Genomic DNA, 15757 nt, shown 5'->3' with positions numbered 1-15757 from the left:
AATCTGAGCAGGTTCGCTGCACCTCCAAGTGCGCGCCGCTCTCCGTCTTGGGATAACTGATCGTATGTTTCGTCTGCTCGGCTGGCTCTTCGGCTTCGGCATGTTTCTCGCGCTAGGCGGCGTTGCGGCGGCCGCCGTGTATCTCGCGACCGTTTCAGCGCAGTTGCCGGATTATACCGTCCTCCAGGATTATCAGCCGCCCGTGACCACGCGCGTACATGCGGCCGATGGTACGCTTCTGGCGGAGTATGCGCGCGAGCGGCGCCTCTTCCAGCCCATCGAGACGGTACCGCCCCTGGTGGTCAACGCGTTCCTCTCGGCCGAGGACAAGGACTTCTACAATCACAACGGCATCGCCATCGATGGTGTGGCGCGCGCTCTGCGCGACAACCTGATGGCGCGCATGGATGGCAATAACTCTATCCAAGGCGGCGGCTCTTCCATCACCCAGCAGGTCGCCAAAAACTTCCTGCTCACCTCCGAGCAGACCTGGGATCGAAAAATCCAGGAAGCTATCCTGGCGCTACGGATCGAGTCGACCTTCTCCAAGGACAAGATCCTCGAGCTCTATCTCAACGAGATCTTCCTTGGTCTCAACTCCTACGGGGTGGCTGCTGCTGCGCTCAACTATTTCGACAAGGCGCTTTACCAACTCACCTTGAGTGAGGCGGCCTATATCGCAGCCTTGCCCAAGGGGCCGAACAACTATCATCCCTTCCGCCGCACCGGCGCTGCGATCGAGCGTCGCAACTGGGTGATCGACCGCATGGTCGAAAACGGCTATGTTTCACCCACGGATGCAGAGGCCGCCAAGCAGGAACCGCTCAACGTGATCCCGCGTGCGTCCGGCAGCCAGGTCTATTCAGCTGAATACTTCACCGAGGATGTCAGGCGCGAACTGGCCAAGCTTTACGGTGAGGATCAGCTTTATGGCGGCGGCCTCTCGGTTCGCACGACCCTTGAGCCGCGCCTTCAGGAATATGCGCGCCGCGCCCTGATGGATGGGTTGATCGAATATGACCGCGGCAGAGGCTTCCGCGGACCCGTCGCCAGCGTCGAACTCAGTAACGACTGGGGCCTTGATGTCTCAAAGATCCGGCCACTGAGCGACGTGCCGGAATGGCAACTTGCCGTAGTTCTGGAGGTCGGCAACAACCAGGCGCGCATCGGTTTGCGGCCTGACAATGACGTCGATGGCGCTGCGAGCCCTGAGCGGGTGGAGGGTACGCTCGCCGGCTCCGAGATCCGCTGGGTCTCTCAGGCGGTTCAGAACATCCTTGATGTGGGTGACGTCGTCTATGTTTCGCCTGTGGCAGGCAAAGAAGGCATCTATACGCTCGAGCAGGTGCCGGAAGTCGAGGGCTCGCTGGTGGCTATGGATCCGCGCACCGGACGCGTTCTTGCCATGGTTGGCGGCTTCTCCTTCGCCGAGTCCGAATTCAACCGTGCAACGCAGGCGCTGCGGCAGCCAGGCTCTTCCTTCAAGCCGATCGTTTATGCGGCGGCGCTGGACAATGGCTATACGCCAGCATCCGTGGTGCTTGACGCCCCTGTCGAAATCCGCAACGGCGATGGCTCGATCTGGCGCCCGGAAAATTACGCCCAGCAGTTTTATGGTCCGCAAACGCTACGCCGCGGCATCGAGCGCTCGCGTAACGTGATGACTGTGCGGCTCGCCCGCGACATCGGCATGCCACTTATCGCGGAATATGCCCGCATGTTCGGTATTTACGATGATATGCAGCCCGTGCTGGCCATGTCGCTTGGTGCTGGTGAGACCACCAATATGCGCATGACGTCTGCCTATGCCACCATCGCTAATGGTGGCCGGAAGATCGTTCCCACACTGATCGACCGCATTCAGGATCGCTACGGCAAGACAGTTTACCGCCACGATGAACGCGTCTGCGAGGGCTGCACTGCCGACGATTGGCACGGGCAGGGTGAGCCACGCATCTTGGACAATCGTCAGCAGGTGCTCGATCCGATGACGGCGTACCAGATTACTTCGATGATGGAAGGTGTGATCCAGCGCGGTACCGGCACTGCGGCACGCGCTCTCAACCGTCCGGTTGCCGGCAAGACCGGTACTACAAACGACTACAAGGATGCCTGGTTTGTCGGCTTCACGCCCGATCTCGCCGTCGGCATATATGTCGGCTTCGATCAGCCGCGCTCCATGGGCTCTGCTTCGACCGGCGGCGGGATGTCCGTGCCGATCTTCACCAATTTCATGGCCAAGGCACTACAGGGCCGCCCAGCAACGCCTTTCAATGTGCCTTCGGGCATGACGACCGCCTGGATTAATCCCAGTACGGGCGTAAAGGCGTTCCAGGGCGAGTCCGCCATTCAGGAGGCTTTCAAGCCGGGCAGTGGCCCAAACTTGATGACCTCAGTCATTGGTCTTGACGTGCAGGGTTATGACGAAGCGGTCCGCCAGCAACAGATGCAACAGCAATATGGCGGAGGCTATGTCACACAACCGCCAAGCACAGGCTATGTAGAGCCGGGCACACCGCGCGGCACTCTCTTCTAGGGTCCGTTAGGATCCGGCAGATGATCCGGGAAGGGATCCTGGGCAGGCGGCAGGTCGGGGCCGGGTTCGGGATTGTTGTGAGGTTCGTGAGGATCTGGGACGGGAATATCCTTGCCAGGTTGCGGCATCTCGTCGGGATTCGACATTGGAGGCACCGGCCCGGGATCCGGCAACGTCGGGCTTGGCTCGAGAGGCGGAAAACTCATCTTCTGGCTCCTTTTCGGCTTTTTCCCAACAAAGTCGGGACCAAAGGGTTCACCGAAAGGACGAACTATCTCGTGATTTGCGCTGGCAAGCTTGTGGGGTCAGAATAGCGGCATGTCGCAAAGATGCATCGCTTTTGCTGTTCTGATCTATTGTGCCGCAGTGCTTCCTGCCGCCGCGGCATGTCCTGCGCCTGTGGCTGGCGATACACCGGAGGCTGTTAGGGCAAATCAGGAGCGTCTTGTCTGCCTGCAGCGGCAACTGACCGATCAAGGCGACCGCAACGCGACGAAGTTCGAGATAGATCAGCTTGGCCGAAGTATCGATCGTATCGACCTGCAGCGCCGTTTCGACACGCTGAACTTTACCCCACCCACGCCCGCGCCGTTTTAGAGGCGGTAGGGAACATGTCCTGACATTTGGGAGAAGTTGGTGCCCCCCGCCGGACTCGAACCGGCACGCCTCGCGGCGGAGGATTTTGAGTCCTCTGCGTCTACCATTCCGCCAGAGGGGCACGGGATCGGTTCCTAGCCCAGAGCTGCGCGCCTTGCAACTGCCGGGCGAGACTTTCTCCAGCTTTCGCGGACGATGCTGTTCGCAAAAACAAAAAGGGCGCTCCGTGCGCCCTTTTCTTGATCATCTTTCGCCGAACTTCATCGACAGCGCCCGTTTGCCGCCGGGGGCAAAAACATCGATATCTATTTTGACCGGTTCCTGCACCATGCGGCGCGTCCGGGCAGAAAGCGTCAGCACCACATTCATCAGGTCGCCGACGGATCGGCGTTGCTTGGGCATGATCCTTTCGGTCATGCCCGACAGGGCCTTGTTCCGCGCGCTCATGTCGGGCGAGGCGAGGGGCGAGCGGCCGATAAAGTTGGCGAGCTCGATCAAGGCATTGCGTTCGCTCATGGGGCTACTCCAAACACAGGCACCAAATTGCTTACACAGGGCAGGGCGGACGACCATCTGTCCTGCCGAATTCTCAGATTGAAGGACTCAGCCCTGCATCGCCAGACAAGCCAGATTTGCATCCTTGAGGCGATTGCACATCGCATTCGCGTCGGTTCGATCGCCGAAGCCGACGAAGCGAGCGCGGAAGAAGACCTGACCGTTCTTTTCGAAACGTTCGACATAGGAGCGGAAGTCACCCAGTCCACCGACTTTGGTGGCAGCATCGGACAACATGGCACGCGCACTGTCTTCTGATGGGCCGGCGCCGATCTGCACGATCCATGCGCCGCCTTCCAGGCCTGCGGACTGCACAGAGCCGCTGGTCAGCAGGTCCACAGGCTGGTCCCCAGCACCTTCTACGGCGGCGGGCGGAGCGAGAGGAGTGGAAGGCCGGGTGGAGCCGAGCGCGGCTGGCGGAGCGCCAAGATTGTATGTGTCGCTCAACCATGCGCCGATGATGTCCTGGCTTGGATAGGCAGGTGTCGGCGCCTGGGTTGGCGCGGCAAGCACAGCGGCTGCCTGTACGGCAGGTTCCATCCCCAGATCAGTCGGTGGGGCGACCGGGACCGGCGCGGCGCTGGCAACCACAACCTCGGGTTGAGCCTGTGCGCCATTGCGGGCGGCCAGTTCTGCAAGCCGGAAGCCAGGAAGTGGCATCGGCATGGCAAAGACCGGTGCTGCGGGTTGTGCAACGGCAACTTGTACGTTGGAATTGCCCTGGCGACCAGGGACCGGGACCATCGCAGTTTGCATGTAGTCGCCACGGCGGCCTTTCGTCAGGTAACCGGCAACGAGCTGACGGACCTTTTCGTCGCGAGAAGCGGCCGAGTTGAAGCCGAAAGCAACGATCACGATGTGGCGGTTGTCCTTGCGCGCGGCAGTCAGCAGGTTCGAGCCGGCGGCATTGATGTAGCCGGTCTTGATGCCGTCCACCGCACCCATATAGCCGAGCACGCGATTGTGGTTGCCATAGGTCTTGCCGTTGTAGCGGAAAGACGTGGTCTGAAAGAAATTGTAGTACTGCGGAAAGTGCTGGTAGATCGCGATACCCAAGATGGCCTGGTCGCGAACGGTCGTTACCTGGCCGCCATCGGGCAGGCCCGAGGCGTTGCGGTAGGTGGTGCTGCGCATGCCCATCGCGCGGGCTGTGGCAGTCATGCGCTCGGCAAACTTGGATTCGCTGCCCGAAATGTGCTCTGCAATCACGCGTGCCATGTCATTGGCCGAAAGAGTCACCAGCGACTTGATGGCGTCTTCTACCGCAATGGTGGAGCCGGCACGTAGCCCGAGCTTGGTCGGCACCGCAGAGGCCGCGTGCCGGGAAACGGTCATCTTAGTGGAAAGGGTGAGATTGCCCGCCTGCAATTCCTGAAACAGGACATAGAGCGTCATCACCTTGGCGACCGATGCCGGATAGCGGCGCGAGTCTCCATTCTCCTCGTAGAGCACCTGGCCGGATTTCGCATCGACGACAATGCCGGCATATTTGCGCAGGTTTTCGATGGCGTGAGCGGGTGCTGCCAGCTGCAGGCCCAGGCCTACAGCAACGGTAAACACGGCGACGGCGCGGAAGAAGGCTACGCGCCAGGGGGGTTTGGCCTGTGAGGTCAACCCGGAACTCCAACTTTACTCAACCGGGACGTAAACTTCGCCCGTACGCAACTGAAACTTGGCTCGCGAACCCGGCGCCCCCTGCCGTGTCCATGCCCTATGGTCAGAATAGGCGGACGCCGTTACGAATTTGTAAAATGCAATCAATTTCCCGTCTCCGAGTCGCATTCGGGCAACTCAGCGGGGCATGCCTTGCGGATGCGGCAAGCTCTTGACCACCGGCGATCAGCCTACTCAACTTTTCGGGATTGCGAGGCCCTTAACACTGGCTCGATTTTGCCTACATAATGCTTCGACCAGCTGCTTCGTTTTCTTCCTGCGATATCGCACTCAATATGATTACCTCAGTTCACCACCCTCTGCCTGACCGCCGTCCAAACGGCTCTACGTTGCCCCTCGCAAAGCTCGTGGGCGGCCCGGAGGATGATGACACGCGCAAGGGAGGCGGCGAAGGCGGTTCCGAAACGGGCACCGTCACCAAGACCCGACCCAAGACCAAGCGGCCGAACCTTTATCGGGTTCTCCTGCTCAACGACGACTACACGCCGATGGAATTCGTCGTTCTGGTGCTGCAGGACGTCTTCAACAAATCACGCGAAGACGCCATGCGCATCATGCTGCACGTTCACCAGAAGGGGGTGGGTGAGTGCGGCGTATATCCATACGAAGTGGCCGAAACCAAGGTCACGCGCGTTATGGATACGGCACGCAAGAACCAGCATCCGCTGCAATGCGTGATGGAAAAGCAATAGGAACATCATATGCCCTCATTTTCCCGCGGACTTGAAAAGGCTCTGCATCAGGCGATGAACCTGGCTCGCGAGCGCAATCATGAGTTCGCAACGCTCGAGCACCTCTTGCTGGCCCTGACCGACGACCGCGAAACGATCGCCGTGCTCAATGGCTGCGATGTCGATATCGACGCGCTCAAGAGCGACCTGGAAGATTTCATCAACGAGGAACTGGACAGCCTCGTCGTGCAGAATGGCCAGGATGCGCGCCCAACGGCCGCATTTCAGCGCGTCATTCAGCGCGCCGTCATTCACGTCCAATCATCGGGTCGCGAAGAGGTTACGGGCGCCAATGTACTCGTCGCCATCTTTGCCGAACGCGAGAGCCACGCCGCTTATTTCCTCGAACAGCAGGACATGAGCCGTCTCGACGCTGTGAATTTCATCTCCCACGGCATCACCAAGTCCGGCCCGGCTGAAGACCGCAAGGTCCGTGGCTCGGAAGAAGGTGAAGGCAATGGGGAAGGTGGCGCCGAAGGCAAAAAGAGCTCGGCTTTGGCCGATTTCTGCGTCAACCTCAACGAGAAGGCACGCCAGGGCAAGATCGACCCATTGATCGGCCGTGACTCGGAGCTGCGCCGCACCATCCAGGTGCTCTGCCGCCGTTCCAAGAACAACCCGCTCTATGTGGGTGATGCCGGCGTCGGCAAGACGGCCATCGCCGAAGGGCTTGCCCGCAAGATCATCGAAGGCGATGTGCCCGAAGTGCTCAAGGAAGCGGTGATCTATGCCCTTGACATGGGTTCGCTTCTGGCCGGCACTCGCTATCGCGGCGACTTCGAGGAACGCCTCAAGTCCGTCATGAAGGAACTCGAGAAGATGCCGCATGCGGTGCTCTTTATCGATGAGATCCACACCATGATCGGTGCTGGCGCGACTTCTGGCGGCGCGCTCGATGCATCGAACCTCCTGAAGCCCGCTTTGGCTTCTGGTGCGATCCGTTGCATCGGCTCAACCACCTACAAGGAATATCGCCAGTTCTTCGAAAAGGACCGCGCGCTGGTCCGTCGCTTCCAGAAGATCGACGTCAACGAGCCGACTGTTCCGGACGCCATCGAGATCGTGAAAGGTCTGCGGCCTTATTTCGAGGAATTCCACAAAATCAAGTACACGGACGATGCTCTCAAGGCTGCCGTGGAATTGAGCGCGCGCTATATCTCCGACCGCAAGCTGCCCGATAAGGCCATCGATGTGATCGATGAAACCGGCGCCAGCCAGATGCTTTTGCCGGAAGATCAGCGCAAGAAGGTGATCGATGTTGAAGACATCGAAACCACGATCGCCACAATTGCGCGGATTCCCCCGAAATCGGTTTCCAAGTCGGATGCCGAATTGCTCTCGGGTCTCGAACAGAGCCTCAAGACTGTCGTCTTTGGCCAGGATCAGGCGATTACAGCCCTCTCGTCGGCAATCAAGCTGGCGCGTGCGGGCCTGCGTGAGCCGGAAAAGCCCATCGGTTCTTATCTGTTCACTGGTCCTACGGGTGTCGGCAAAACCGAAGTTGCCAAACAGCTGGCCGACACGCTCGGCGTGGAACTGCTGCGCTTCGATATGTCCGAATATATGGAACGCCACACGGTCAGCCGCCTGATCGGTGCGCCTCCGGGATATGTCGGCTTCGACCAGGGTGGTCTGCTGACCGATGGCGTCGACCAGCATCCGCATTGCGTGGTCCTGCTCGACGAGATCGAGAAGGCCCACCCGGACCTCTACAACATCCTGTTGCAGGTTATGGACCACGGCAAGCTCACGGACCACAACGGCAAGTCTGTGGACTTCCGCAACGTGATCCTGATCATGACATCAAATGTGGGTGCGGCAGAGTTGGCCCGCTCGCCCATCGGTTTCGGCCGCAAGCGAGAGCAGGGGGATGATGAAGAGGCGATCAACCGCACCTTCTCGCCAGAGTTCCGCAACCGTCTTGACGCTATCATTTCCTTCGCGCCGCTGCCGCGCGAAGTGGTGCGTCGTGTGGTCGAGAAGTTCGTGCTGCAGCTCGAAGGCCAATTGGCCGAACGCGGCGTCACGATCGATCTCACGCCCGAAGCTGCCGATTGGCTGGCCGAGCACGGCTACGACGAGCGCATGGGTGCACGCCCCCTGGGCCGCGTCATCCAGGAACATGTCAAAAAGCCCTTGGCCGATCAGGTGCTGTTTGGCGAACTCGTCAATGGCGGCAACGTCACCGTTGCGGTAGTAGGCGAAGGTGCCGATGCCAAGCTGGAGTTGATCGCGGTGCCACCGCGTCCGGCTAAGCCCAAGGCATTGCCGAAGCCTAAAAAGCCTAAGGCTACGGCTGACAAGAACAGCTAAAATCAAAAGGCCGGGAGCGATCCCGGCCTTTCATGTTCGCATCTGTTTGAAGGCAGCGCCAACCTAGTAGGTTCCGCCGCCTTCTGCTTCTATATCGGCCACAAGAGCGGAGATGGGGGCGGCCACCTCATACTGAATTCCGCTTGGTGCGTATTCGATCTGCGCTTCGCCTTTAAGTTCCGCTTCGACTGTCTGGACGATGACGCGGGAGCCGAAACCCCGCCGGGTCGGTGGCGACACTGGAGGCCCGCCCAACTCGCTCCAGTGGAAGTGCAGCATCGGCTCTTCGCCCGGCTCGATGTTCCAGCTGATCGCCACTGCGCCACTTTCGGCCGAAAGCGCGCCATACTTGATCGAATTGGTTGCGAGCTCATGAAGCGCGAGTGACAAGGCCGAGACCGCTCGCGCACCCAAGGTAATCCGCGGCCCGCCAATCCTGATATTGAAAGATTTAAAAGGAGCAAGGCTGCGGTCCACTACGTCGCGGAGCGTTGCGCTACTCCATCCTTCCTGCGTCAGGAGGTCCTGCGCATTGGAAAGTGCCTGCATGCGCCCCATCACACGCTCTTCAGCGTCCTTGATCGTATCCGATGCACGCAGCGACTGCAGAAACACTGCCTGGACGGTTGCCAGCGTGTTCTTGACCCGGTGATTGAGTTCTCGCGAGAGCAGTTTGCGATGTTCCTCGGTCTCTTTACGCGTTGTAATATCAAGCGCGACGCCAGTCATTATGGCGGCGGTGTCGACCACATCGCGATTGACCTGGCCGCGTAGTTCGACCCAGCGCGTTTCCTCGGTCGGTGTCCGCAGCTGGCACTCGACCACCATTTCCTCGCCGCTAGCCTCGGCTTCCGCTACAGCGGTTTCCCACACATCTGTATCGGTGATCGCGGTGATCAGATCCGAGTGATCGAAGGTATCGCCCGGGGCCCGGCCGAAGATGGATTTAAAACGGGCCGAAGCGACCAGCCTCTGGGTCTTGAGGTCTAGGGTCCAGACGCCAAGGCCACCTGCTTCTAGGATGAAACGCAAACGCGCGTCGGCGGCGCTGATATCGAGCATGCGACGCTCGATTTCGTTTTCGAGTTCCTCATGCGATAGCTGCAGCTCCTTCACGCGGTTACGGTCGGGGCTGACGTCGAACTGCGAGGCGAAGAAGTAGATCAGGTCGCCGGAATCGTCGAACACGGGCGAGATCAGCAACCTGTTCCAGAAGCTTGTGCCGTCTTTTCGGTAGTTGATCAGGTCAGTCTCGATCGGCTCTCGCCGCGCAACTGCATTGCGCAACCGGGTTACATCGTCCGGATTGGTTGCCGCGCCTTGAAGGAAGCGGCAATTCCGTCCCAGGACCTCGGCACGCGTATAGCCGGTCAGCTTGGTGAAAGCGTCATTGATGAAGACGATAGGGTTGTCTGGCCGCCTGGGATCGGTAATCAGCATCGGCATCCGCGTAGAGCGAACCGCGGACGCAAAAGGGTCATTGGACGAGCCTTTGTTGTTCAGTTCGAACTCAATCCGATCCGTATTCCGCGACACTCAGGATCTCCTAGCATTGGTCGTCAGGCGGTGGACATCACCACATTCGCCATTACTCGCTGCACGGGTGAAAGAGCGCGGCAGGCGCCCATTCAGTTCCCCGTAAGCTGTCAGCATCAACCGATTTCTAGCGCCGAGACTACAGTCCCCGCCTCTTGGCCGGGGTCGTGCTCGGGTTGTACGATAAGCGCATCCGCCATGGCGAGCGAAGACGTATGACCGCTATCGGTCTCGGTGATCGGCAGCAAGCCTGTCGTTCCTTCACGCGCTATGACTTGCGCGCGCATAAAGTGCCTCCGCGCAGTGTTCCGCGGCGTCGGTGAAAGGAGCGGCAGTCGAAGCGGAGCCATTTGCGGCAAGCCTAGCCAGTGTCTCAGCGCCGGCTTGACAAAAACCTCCGACGTCACCATCGCTGAAACCGGATTCCCCGGCAGGCCGAAGACCAGCGTGTTGCCGAGGGATCCGAACATTAGCGGCTTACCTGGGCGCATGTTTATGCGCCAGAAGTCAAGCTCGACACCGCGATCGAGCAGGGCTGCCTGCACCAGATCGTGCTCGCCCACACTTGCGCCGCCTGTCGTCACGACGATGTCGGGTGCGTCGGCAAATATTTGGTCAAGAACTGTATCAAGTTCGTTGCGGCTATCCCGAGCGATCCCCCAGTCTCTTACGTCATGGGCAAATGGCGCCAGGGACGCCGCCAACGCGACGCTGTTTGAAGCCACGATCTGGTCGGGCCCGAGTGGCGTGCCGGGCAGAACCAATTCATCCCCTGTGGCGAGAAGCGCAAGCCGCGGCCGCCGAGCGACCGAAACAACGCCCGCATTCGCTGCTGCTGCTGCCGCAAGCTGGAAGGGACCGAGACGTGTGCCCGCTGCCAAGATCTCACGACCAGTGGCAAAATCATAGCCGCGTGGCCTGATGCTGTGACCACGGCGCGCAGGGGCCGTGAAGCGCACGAGATTGCCGGATCGCTCAGCTTCTTCCTGCATGATGACAGTGTCTGCGCCGGGTGGCACTGGAGCGCCGGTGAAAATGCGCACGGCTTCGCCTGCGCCCAATGTACCTGCAAAACCAGCGCCCGCCTGTGACATGCCCGTCACTTGGAGCCATCGATCGTCAGCAACGTCTCCCGCGCGGACGGCATAGCCGTCCATGGCGCTGGCATCAAATGGGGGCTGATCATGGGTTGCGATGATCGGGGCAGCCAACACACGCCCTGCAGAAACGGACAGAGCAAGTCGGTCCGCCGCAACGGGTGGGACCCGCCCCAGGATACGATTCAAAGCTTCATCGACTGGAAGCAAGTTCATGGTTCTCTTCGATAATCTCCCGACTTTCCGCCGGATTTTTCGAGCAGGCAGATGTCCGAAATCACCATAGACCGATCCAAAGCCTTGGCCATGTCATAGAGCGTCAATGCAGCAGTGGTTGCCGCGGTCAAGGCCTCCATTTCCACGCCAGTTTGACCCGTCGTTTCGGCTACCGTACGGACGAAGAGGGTCGTCTCGCTTTCCCCCTCTATTTCGACGCTGACTTTTGTGAGCGGGATAGGGTGGCATAGCGGAATGATGTCGCTGGTTTTCTTTGCGCCCATAATGCCGGCGACGCGCGCTACGGCCAGTGCATCGCCCTTCTTGAGCGCGCCCCCGAGTATGGCAACGATCGTATCGGCCTCGCCTCGCAAGCGGGCCTGCGCCACCGCGCGGCGCCGGGTAAATGCCTTCTCGCCGATATCCACGATATGGGCTGCGCCCTTGGCATCGAGATGGGTGAGGCGTCGCTCGGTCATCAGCGCACCGCTTCCGGCACACCCTGCAACAGCGCCCGCGTTGCAGCAACTACATCCTCCTGTCGCATCAGGCTCTCGCCAACAAGAAACGTGCCGATACGGGCGCGCTCCTCTAGCATGCGGACGTGATCATGATTGACGATGCCGCTTTCGCTGACCAGCAGGACATCGTCCGGCACACCCGCCGCCAAATGCACGGATGTCTCGAGTGTGGTTTCAAAGGTGCGCAGGTTGCGATTGTTGATGCCGATGAAAGTGCTGCCAAGAGCCAGTGCACGATCCAGTTCAAGCTGGTCATGCACCTCGACCAGGGCGTCCATGCCCCATTCTTGCGCGGCATCAAGCAGATAACGCGCTACATCGTCGCCAACTGCAGCGAGGATGATCAGGATACAGTCAGCGCCCCAGGAACGGGCCTCCGCCACCTGGTAGGTCTCGAACAGAAAATCCTTACGCAGAACCGGCAGCTTGGTCGCGGCGCGTGCTTCGATAAGATAGCTTGGGGAACCCTGAAAGCTCGGGCGGTCCGTGAGAACGGAAAGGCAGGCTGCTCCTGCGACTTCATAGTCGCGAGCGATTTGAGCCGGGTTGAAATCCGCACGGATGAGACCCTTCGAGGGGCTAGCCTTTTTGACTTCCGCGATAAGGCCGTACTGGCCTGACGCGCGCTTTTCTTTCAGCGCGCGCAGAAAGCCGCGCGGCGCGGGTTGATCATGCGCCTGCGCCACCACTTCCGCCCAAGGCCGCATGCTCTTGGCAGACGCAATTTCCTCGCGCTTATAGGCTTCGATTTGTTGGAGAATATCGGTCATGCGTCTTGTCCGTTGGAAACAGCCACAAGCCTGGCCAGTGTCTGTTTGGCTTTACCGCTATCGATGGCTTGTTTTGCCATGGCGACTCCGGTTGGGAGATCCTCGGCCTTATCGGCCACGATCAGCGCAGCAGCAGCATTAAGCAGAACAACGTCGCGATATGCGCCCGAAGCGCCGTCGAACAGCGCGCGAATGGCTTCGGCGTTTTGCTCGGGTGTTCCTCCGAGAAGTTCACTGAGATCGTAGCGCCTCAAGCCTGCTTGTTCCGGCGTCACTTCGAAGCTGCGCAGATCGCCATTGGCAATCTGTGCGACGAAACTCGGACCAGTGACCGTCAACTCGTCTAGCCCATCGCTGCCATGGATAACCCAGGCCTTGATCGCCCTGTTGGCCAGCAGCGCCGCAGCAACCGGTTCGACCCACTGTTCCGAAAAGACGCCGAGCACATAGCGGCGAACGCTTGCCGGATTCGATTGCGGACCCAGGAGGTTGAACATGGTTCGAACGCCCAGTTCGGCGCGCGCGGGCCCCACGTGCTTCATGGCCGGATGGTGGGACGGTGCAAACATGAAGCCGATGCCGGCCTGTTTGACGCAGTTGCCGATTTCGGCGGGCGTAAGGTCCAGTTTCACGCCCAGCGCTTCGAGCGCCTGCGATGAGCCGGATTTTGAGGACAGCGCCCGATTGCCGTGTTTTGCCACAGGCACCCCCGTGGCTGCCACGACAATCGCGGCCGCAGTGGAGATGTTGAGCGTGCCAACGCCGTCTCCACCGGTGCCGACGATATCAACGGCATCTTCGGGTGCTTCAACAGGGACCATCTTCTCGCGCATGATCGATACGGCAGCAGCGATCTCGCCCACCGTTTCGCCCTTGATGCGCATGCCCATCAGAAACGCACCGGTTTGAGACGGTGTGGCTTGGCCATCCATGACCAGCCGCATGACAGAGCGCATCTCCTCGCCGGTCAGGTCCCGGCCTTCCGAGATCTTGTGCAGAGCCTGCTTGATATCCATCATGCCGCCCTCTGCCCGTTGAAGTCGCGCGCGATATCGAGGAAGTTTTGCAAAAGCACGTGTCCATTCTCCGAAGCGATGCTTTCTGGGTGGAATTGCACTCCGTGCATGGGAAGCGTCTTGTGCTGCATGCCCATGATCAGTCCGTCCTCGGTCGTTGCGGTAACCTCGAGAACATCCGGCAGCGTATCCTGCTTGACGATCAGAGAGTGGTATCGCGTGGCCTCGAAGCCGGCATTGAGCCCGCGGAAGATACCCTTGCCAGTGTGATTGATCTTGCTGGTCTTGCCATGCACGAGATGCGGAGCACGGATTACGTCGCCACCCAAAGCCTGCCCCATGGCCTGATGCCCGAGACATACGCCTAGCATCGGGATCTGGTTCTGAAAGCGCTCGATCACGGCAAGGCAGATACCCGCCTCGGTCGGAGTGCAAGGCCCTGGCGAAAGCACGATCGCCTGCGGTGCCATGGCGGCGATCTCTTCGAGTGTGATCTTGTCGTTACGCTTGACGGTAATGTCGGCGCCCAGTTCGCCCAGGAAATGGACGAGGTTATAGGTGAAGCTGTCGTAATTATCGATGACGAGGGTCTTGGTCATTTCGTTCTGCCTCAAGAGTGCGGTTCTGGTGAAAGCGTTCAGAACCAACCCCGCCATCGTAGAGAGTTGTCACGCACGTTCACTGCCCTACCTTCGCTTCCCCGGCATAGCGTAGCGCTTCTTCCGCTGCGCTGAAAAGAGCGCGGGCCTTGTTCTCGCATTCGAGCTGTTCGAGTTCTCGCACGCTGTCCGCGACGATTCCGGCACCGGATTGCACGTGGAGCTTGCCGTCCTTGACGATGCCGGTGCGCAGGACGATGCAGGTATCCATCGTCCCATCCGCTCCGAAATACCCCACGCAACCGCCATAGATCCCGCGGCGGGATTTCTCGAGTTCATCGATGATCTCCATGGCCCGCACTTTTGGAGCACCAGAGACTGTGCCTGCCGGAAATCCGGCCGACAACGCGTCAACGAAGTCATATTGCGGATCGAGCTTGCCGACCACATTGGAGACGATGTGCATGACATGCGAATAGTATTCGAGAAAGAACTTGTCCGTCACGCGAACGGAACCCGTCTCGGCAACGCGTCCAACATCGTTGCGCCCCAGATCGAGCAGCATCAAATGCTCTGCCAGTTCCTTGGGATCGCTCAGAAGTTCCGCTGCCAGTTCCTGATCCCGTGCCGGGGTCGCTCCGCGCTTCCGGGTACCGGCGATGGGCCTGATTGTCACATCGCCATTCTGTACCCGCACGAGGATTTCGGGGCTCGATCCCGCCACCGCGAAGCTGCCGAAGTCGAGGAAATACATGTAAGGGCTGGGGTTTGTGCGGCGTAGCGCGCGATACAGTGCGGTCGGCGGCAGCGTGAAGTCAGCGGAAAACCGCTGGCTAAGCACGACCTGGAAGATGTCTCCGGCAGCGATATAGTCCTTGGCGCGGCGCACCATTTCGAAATAGTCGTCGCGGGATGTATTGCTCGTTACCGCGATAGCTTCAAGCTCCGGCGGGGCAGGGGTAGCCGGCAAGGCACGGCCAAGACGTTCGATAGCATCCTCGATTCTGCCGCTCGCCGCCTCAAAAGCTTGCCGGGCCGATACACCCTCCCGCACATAGGCGGGCGCGGTCAGATAGAGTTCGTCCTTGACCGTGTCGAAGATCGCCAGAAGGGAGGGTCGCATCAGAACCGCTTCAGGCATCTGCAGATCGTCAGGATTTCCGTTGGGCAGCACTTCCATATAGCGGACCATCTCGTAGCCGAGATAGCCATAGATGCCGGCCGACTGCGGTGGCAGGCCCTCGGGCATGTCGATCTGGCTCTCTGCAACCAGCTTGCGCAGCGCATCGAGCGGCATGTCGCTGAGGTTCTCGAAAGCCTCAGGATCGAGCTGCGCCTGGCGGTTGATGCGCGCCGTGCCCGCCTCGACCTTGAGGATCAGGTCTGGTAGGAGCCCGATAATCGAATATCGGCCCCGCGTCGTTCCGTCCTGCACGCTTTCGAGCAAAAACGAATGCGTCCGCTGTTCCGCCAGCTTGAGATAGGTGCCTATGGGCGTTTCGAGGTCTGCCACGATGCGACGCCAGACGATCTGCGATTTGCCGGCTTGGTATTGCTCTGCAAAGCGCGTGAAGGAGTCGTCGCCCATCGTGGTCT

13 protein-coding genes and 1 tRNA gene are annotated in these 15757 nt (G+C 60.0%); 4 read left to right on the top strand and 10 right to left on the bottom strand.

The window, feature by feature from the left end:
* Positions 1 to 64 precede the first annotated feature (64 nt).
* Both BM364_RS08690 and BM364_RS08680 read left to right on the top strand, forming a co-directional pair.
* Positions 65 to 2536 carry a penicillin-binding protein 1A gene (locus BM364_RS08690; RefSeq protein ID WP_092423353.1) on the top strand — a complete coding sequence of 824 codons (2472 nt, stop codon included), beginning with the start codon at positions 65 to 67 and terminating at the stop codon, positions 2534 to 2536.
* 318 nt (positions 2537 to 2854) lie between these two features.
* A complete protein-coding gene (locus tag BM364_RS08680; RefSeq protein ID WP_092423349.1) occupies positions 2855 to 3133 on the top strand; it encodes a hypothetical protein in 279 nt (92 codons plus the stop codon).
* 37 nt (positions 3134 to 3170) lie between these two features.
* On the opposite strand, the gene BM364_RS08675 is transcribed toward BM364_RS08680, so the two are convergent.
* The 3 genes from BM364_RS08675 to BM364_RS08665 form a co-directional block, all read right to left on the bottom strand.
* Positions 3171 to 3254 (bottom strand) — tRNA-Leu (locus BM364_RS08675).
* A gap of 122 nt (positions 3255 to 3376) precedes the next feature.
* Positions 3377 to 3649 carry a hypothetical protein gene (locus BM364_RS08670; RefSeq protein WP_092423347.1) on the bottom strand — a complete coding sequence of 91 codons (273 nt, stop codon included), beginning with the start codon at positions 3647 to 3649 and terminating at the stop codon, positions 3377 to 3379.
* Between the two features lie 87 nt (positions 3650 to 3736).
* Positions 3737 to 5302, bottom strand: coding sequence for a serine hydrolase (locus BM364_RS08665; RefSeq protein ID WP_092423345.1), 1566 nt, complete (start codon positions 5300 to 5302; stop codon positions 3737 to 3739).
* Positions 5303 to 5691: 389 nt separating this feature from the next.
* Between BM364_RS08665 and clpS the strand changes: the two genes are divergently transcribed.
* Both clpS and clpA read left to right on the top strand, forming a co-directional pair.
* Positions 5692 to 6054 (top strand): ATP-dependent Clp protease adapter ClpS, encoded by a 363-nt coding sequence (clpS, locus tag BM364_RS08660; RefSeq protein WP_244542806.1) that lies wholly within the window; start codon positions 5692 to 5694, stop codon positions 6052 to 6054.
* Positions 6055 to 6063: 9 nt separating this feature from the next.
* Positions 6064 to 8406, top strand: coding sequence for an ATP-dependent Clp protease ATP-binding subunit ClpA (clpA, locus tag BM364_RS08655; RefSeq protein WP_092423343.1), 2343 nt, complete (start codon positions 6064 to 6066; stop codon positions 8404 to 8406).
* Positions 8407 to 8469: 63 nt separating this feature from the next.
* Here clpA and BM364_RS08650 read toward each other — a convergent pair whose 3' ends face one another.
* From BM364_RS08650 to trpE, 7 genes are all read right to left on the bottom strand, one after another.
* Positions 8470 to 9942: a PAS domain-containing protein gene (locus BM364_RS08650; RefSeq protein ID WP_092423341.1), complete on the bottom strand. Its 1473-nt coding sequence runs from the start codon at positions 9940 to 9942 to the stop codon at positions 8470 to 8472.
* A 116-nt stretch (positions 9943 to 10058) separates the two neighbouring features.
* The gene (locus tag BM364_RS08645) at positions 10059 to 11255 is read right to left on the bottom strand and encodes a molybdopterin molybdotransferase MoeA (protein WP_092423339.1); all 1197 of its coding nucleotides are present in this window, start codon (positions 11253 to 11255) and stop codon (positions 10059 to 10061) included.
* On the bottom strand, positions 11252 to 11734 hold the full coding sequence (moaC, locus tag BM364_RS08640; RefSeq protein WP_092423337.1) for a cyclic pyranopterin monophosphate synthase MoaC: 483 nt from the start codon (positions 11732 to 11734) through the stop codon (positions 11252 to 11254). Before moaC ends, BM364_RS08645 begins: the two co-directional genes overlap by 4 nt.
* Positions 11734 to 12546, bottom strand: coding sequence for an indole-3-glycerol phosphate synthase TrpC (gene trpC, locus BM364_RS08635; RefSeq protein WP_092423335.1), 813 nt, complete (start codon positions 12544 to 12546; stop codon positions 11734 to 11736). The genes moaC and trpC overlap by 1 nt, the downstream gene beginning before the upstream one ends.
* Complete coding sequence (trpD, locus tag BM364_RS08630; protein WP_092423333.1) at positions 12543 to 13565, bottom strand: anthranilate phosphoribosyltransferase; 1023 nt, start codon at positions 13563 to 13565, stop codon at positions 12543 to 12545. The genes trpC and trpD overlap by 4 nt, the downstream gene beginning before the upstream one ends.
* Positions 13562 to 14161: an anthranilate synthase component II gene (locus tag BM364_RS08625; protein WP_092423331.1), complete on the bottom strand. Its 600-nt coding sequence runs from the start codon at positions 14159 to 14161 to the stop codon at positions 13562 to 13564. Before BM364_RS08625 ends, trpD begins: the two co-directional genes overlap by 4 nt.
* Before the next feature lie 79 nt (positions 14162 to 14240).
* Entirely contained in the window at positions 14241 to 15749 is a 1509-nt protein-coding gene (trpE, locus tag BM364_RS08620) for an anthranilate synthase component I (protein WP_092423329.1), read from the bottom strand.
* Positions 15750 to 15757 lie beyond the last annotated feature (8 nt).

The sequence above is a fragment of the Devosia crocina genome (assembly GCF_900116545.1).
In the GTDB taxonomy this organism is placed as follows: domain Bacteria; phylum Pseudomonadota; class Alphaproteobacteria; order Rhizobiales; family Devosiaceae; genus Devosia; species Devosia crocina.
This window is presented reverse-complemented; position numbering and strand designations above follow the sequence as displayed.

Excerpts from the sequence above, each read along its gene's own strand:
- BM364_RS08645 (WP_092423339.1), bottom strand. The coding sequence starts at position 11,255 with ATGAACTTGCTTCCAGTCGATGAAGCTTTGAATCGTATCCTGGGGCGG.
- BM364_RS08625 (WP_092423331.1), bottom strand. The coding sequence starts at position 14,161 with ATGACCAAGACCCTCGTCATCGATAATTACGACAGCTTCACCTATAAC.
- BM364_RS08690 (WP_092423353.1), top strand. The coding sequence starts at position 65 with ATGTTTCGTCTGCTCGGCTGGCTCTTCGGCTTCGGCATGTTTCTCGCG.
- trpC (WP_092423335.1), bottom strand. The coding sequence starts at position 12,546 with ATGACCGATATTCTCCAACAAATCGAAGCCTATAAGCGCGAGGAAATT.
- BM364_RS08670 (WP_092423347.1), bottom strand. The coding sequence starts at position 3,649 with ATGAGCGAACGCAATGCCTTGATCGAGCTCGCCAACTTTATCGGCCGC.
- trpE (WP_092423329.1), bottom strand. The coding sequence starts at position 15,749 with ATGGGCGACGACTCCTTCACGCGCTTTGCAGAGCAATACCAAGCCGGC.
- clpA (WP_092423343.1), top strand. The coding sequence starts at position 6,064 with ATGCCCTCATTTTCCCGCGGACTTGAAAAGGCTCTGCATCAGGCGATG.
- trpD (WP_092423333.1), bottom strand. The coding sequence starts at position 13,565 with ATGATGGATATCAAGCAGGCTCTGCACAAGATCTCGGAAGGCCGGGAC.
- BM364_RS08680 (WP_092423349.1), top strand. The coding sequence starts at position 2,855 with ATGTCGCAAAGATGCATCGCTTTTGCTGTTCTGATCTATTGTGCCGCA.
- moaC (WP_092423337.1), bottom strand. The coding sequence starts at position 11,734 with ATGACCGAGCGACGCCTCACCCATCTCGATGCCAAGGGCGCAGCCCAT.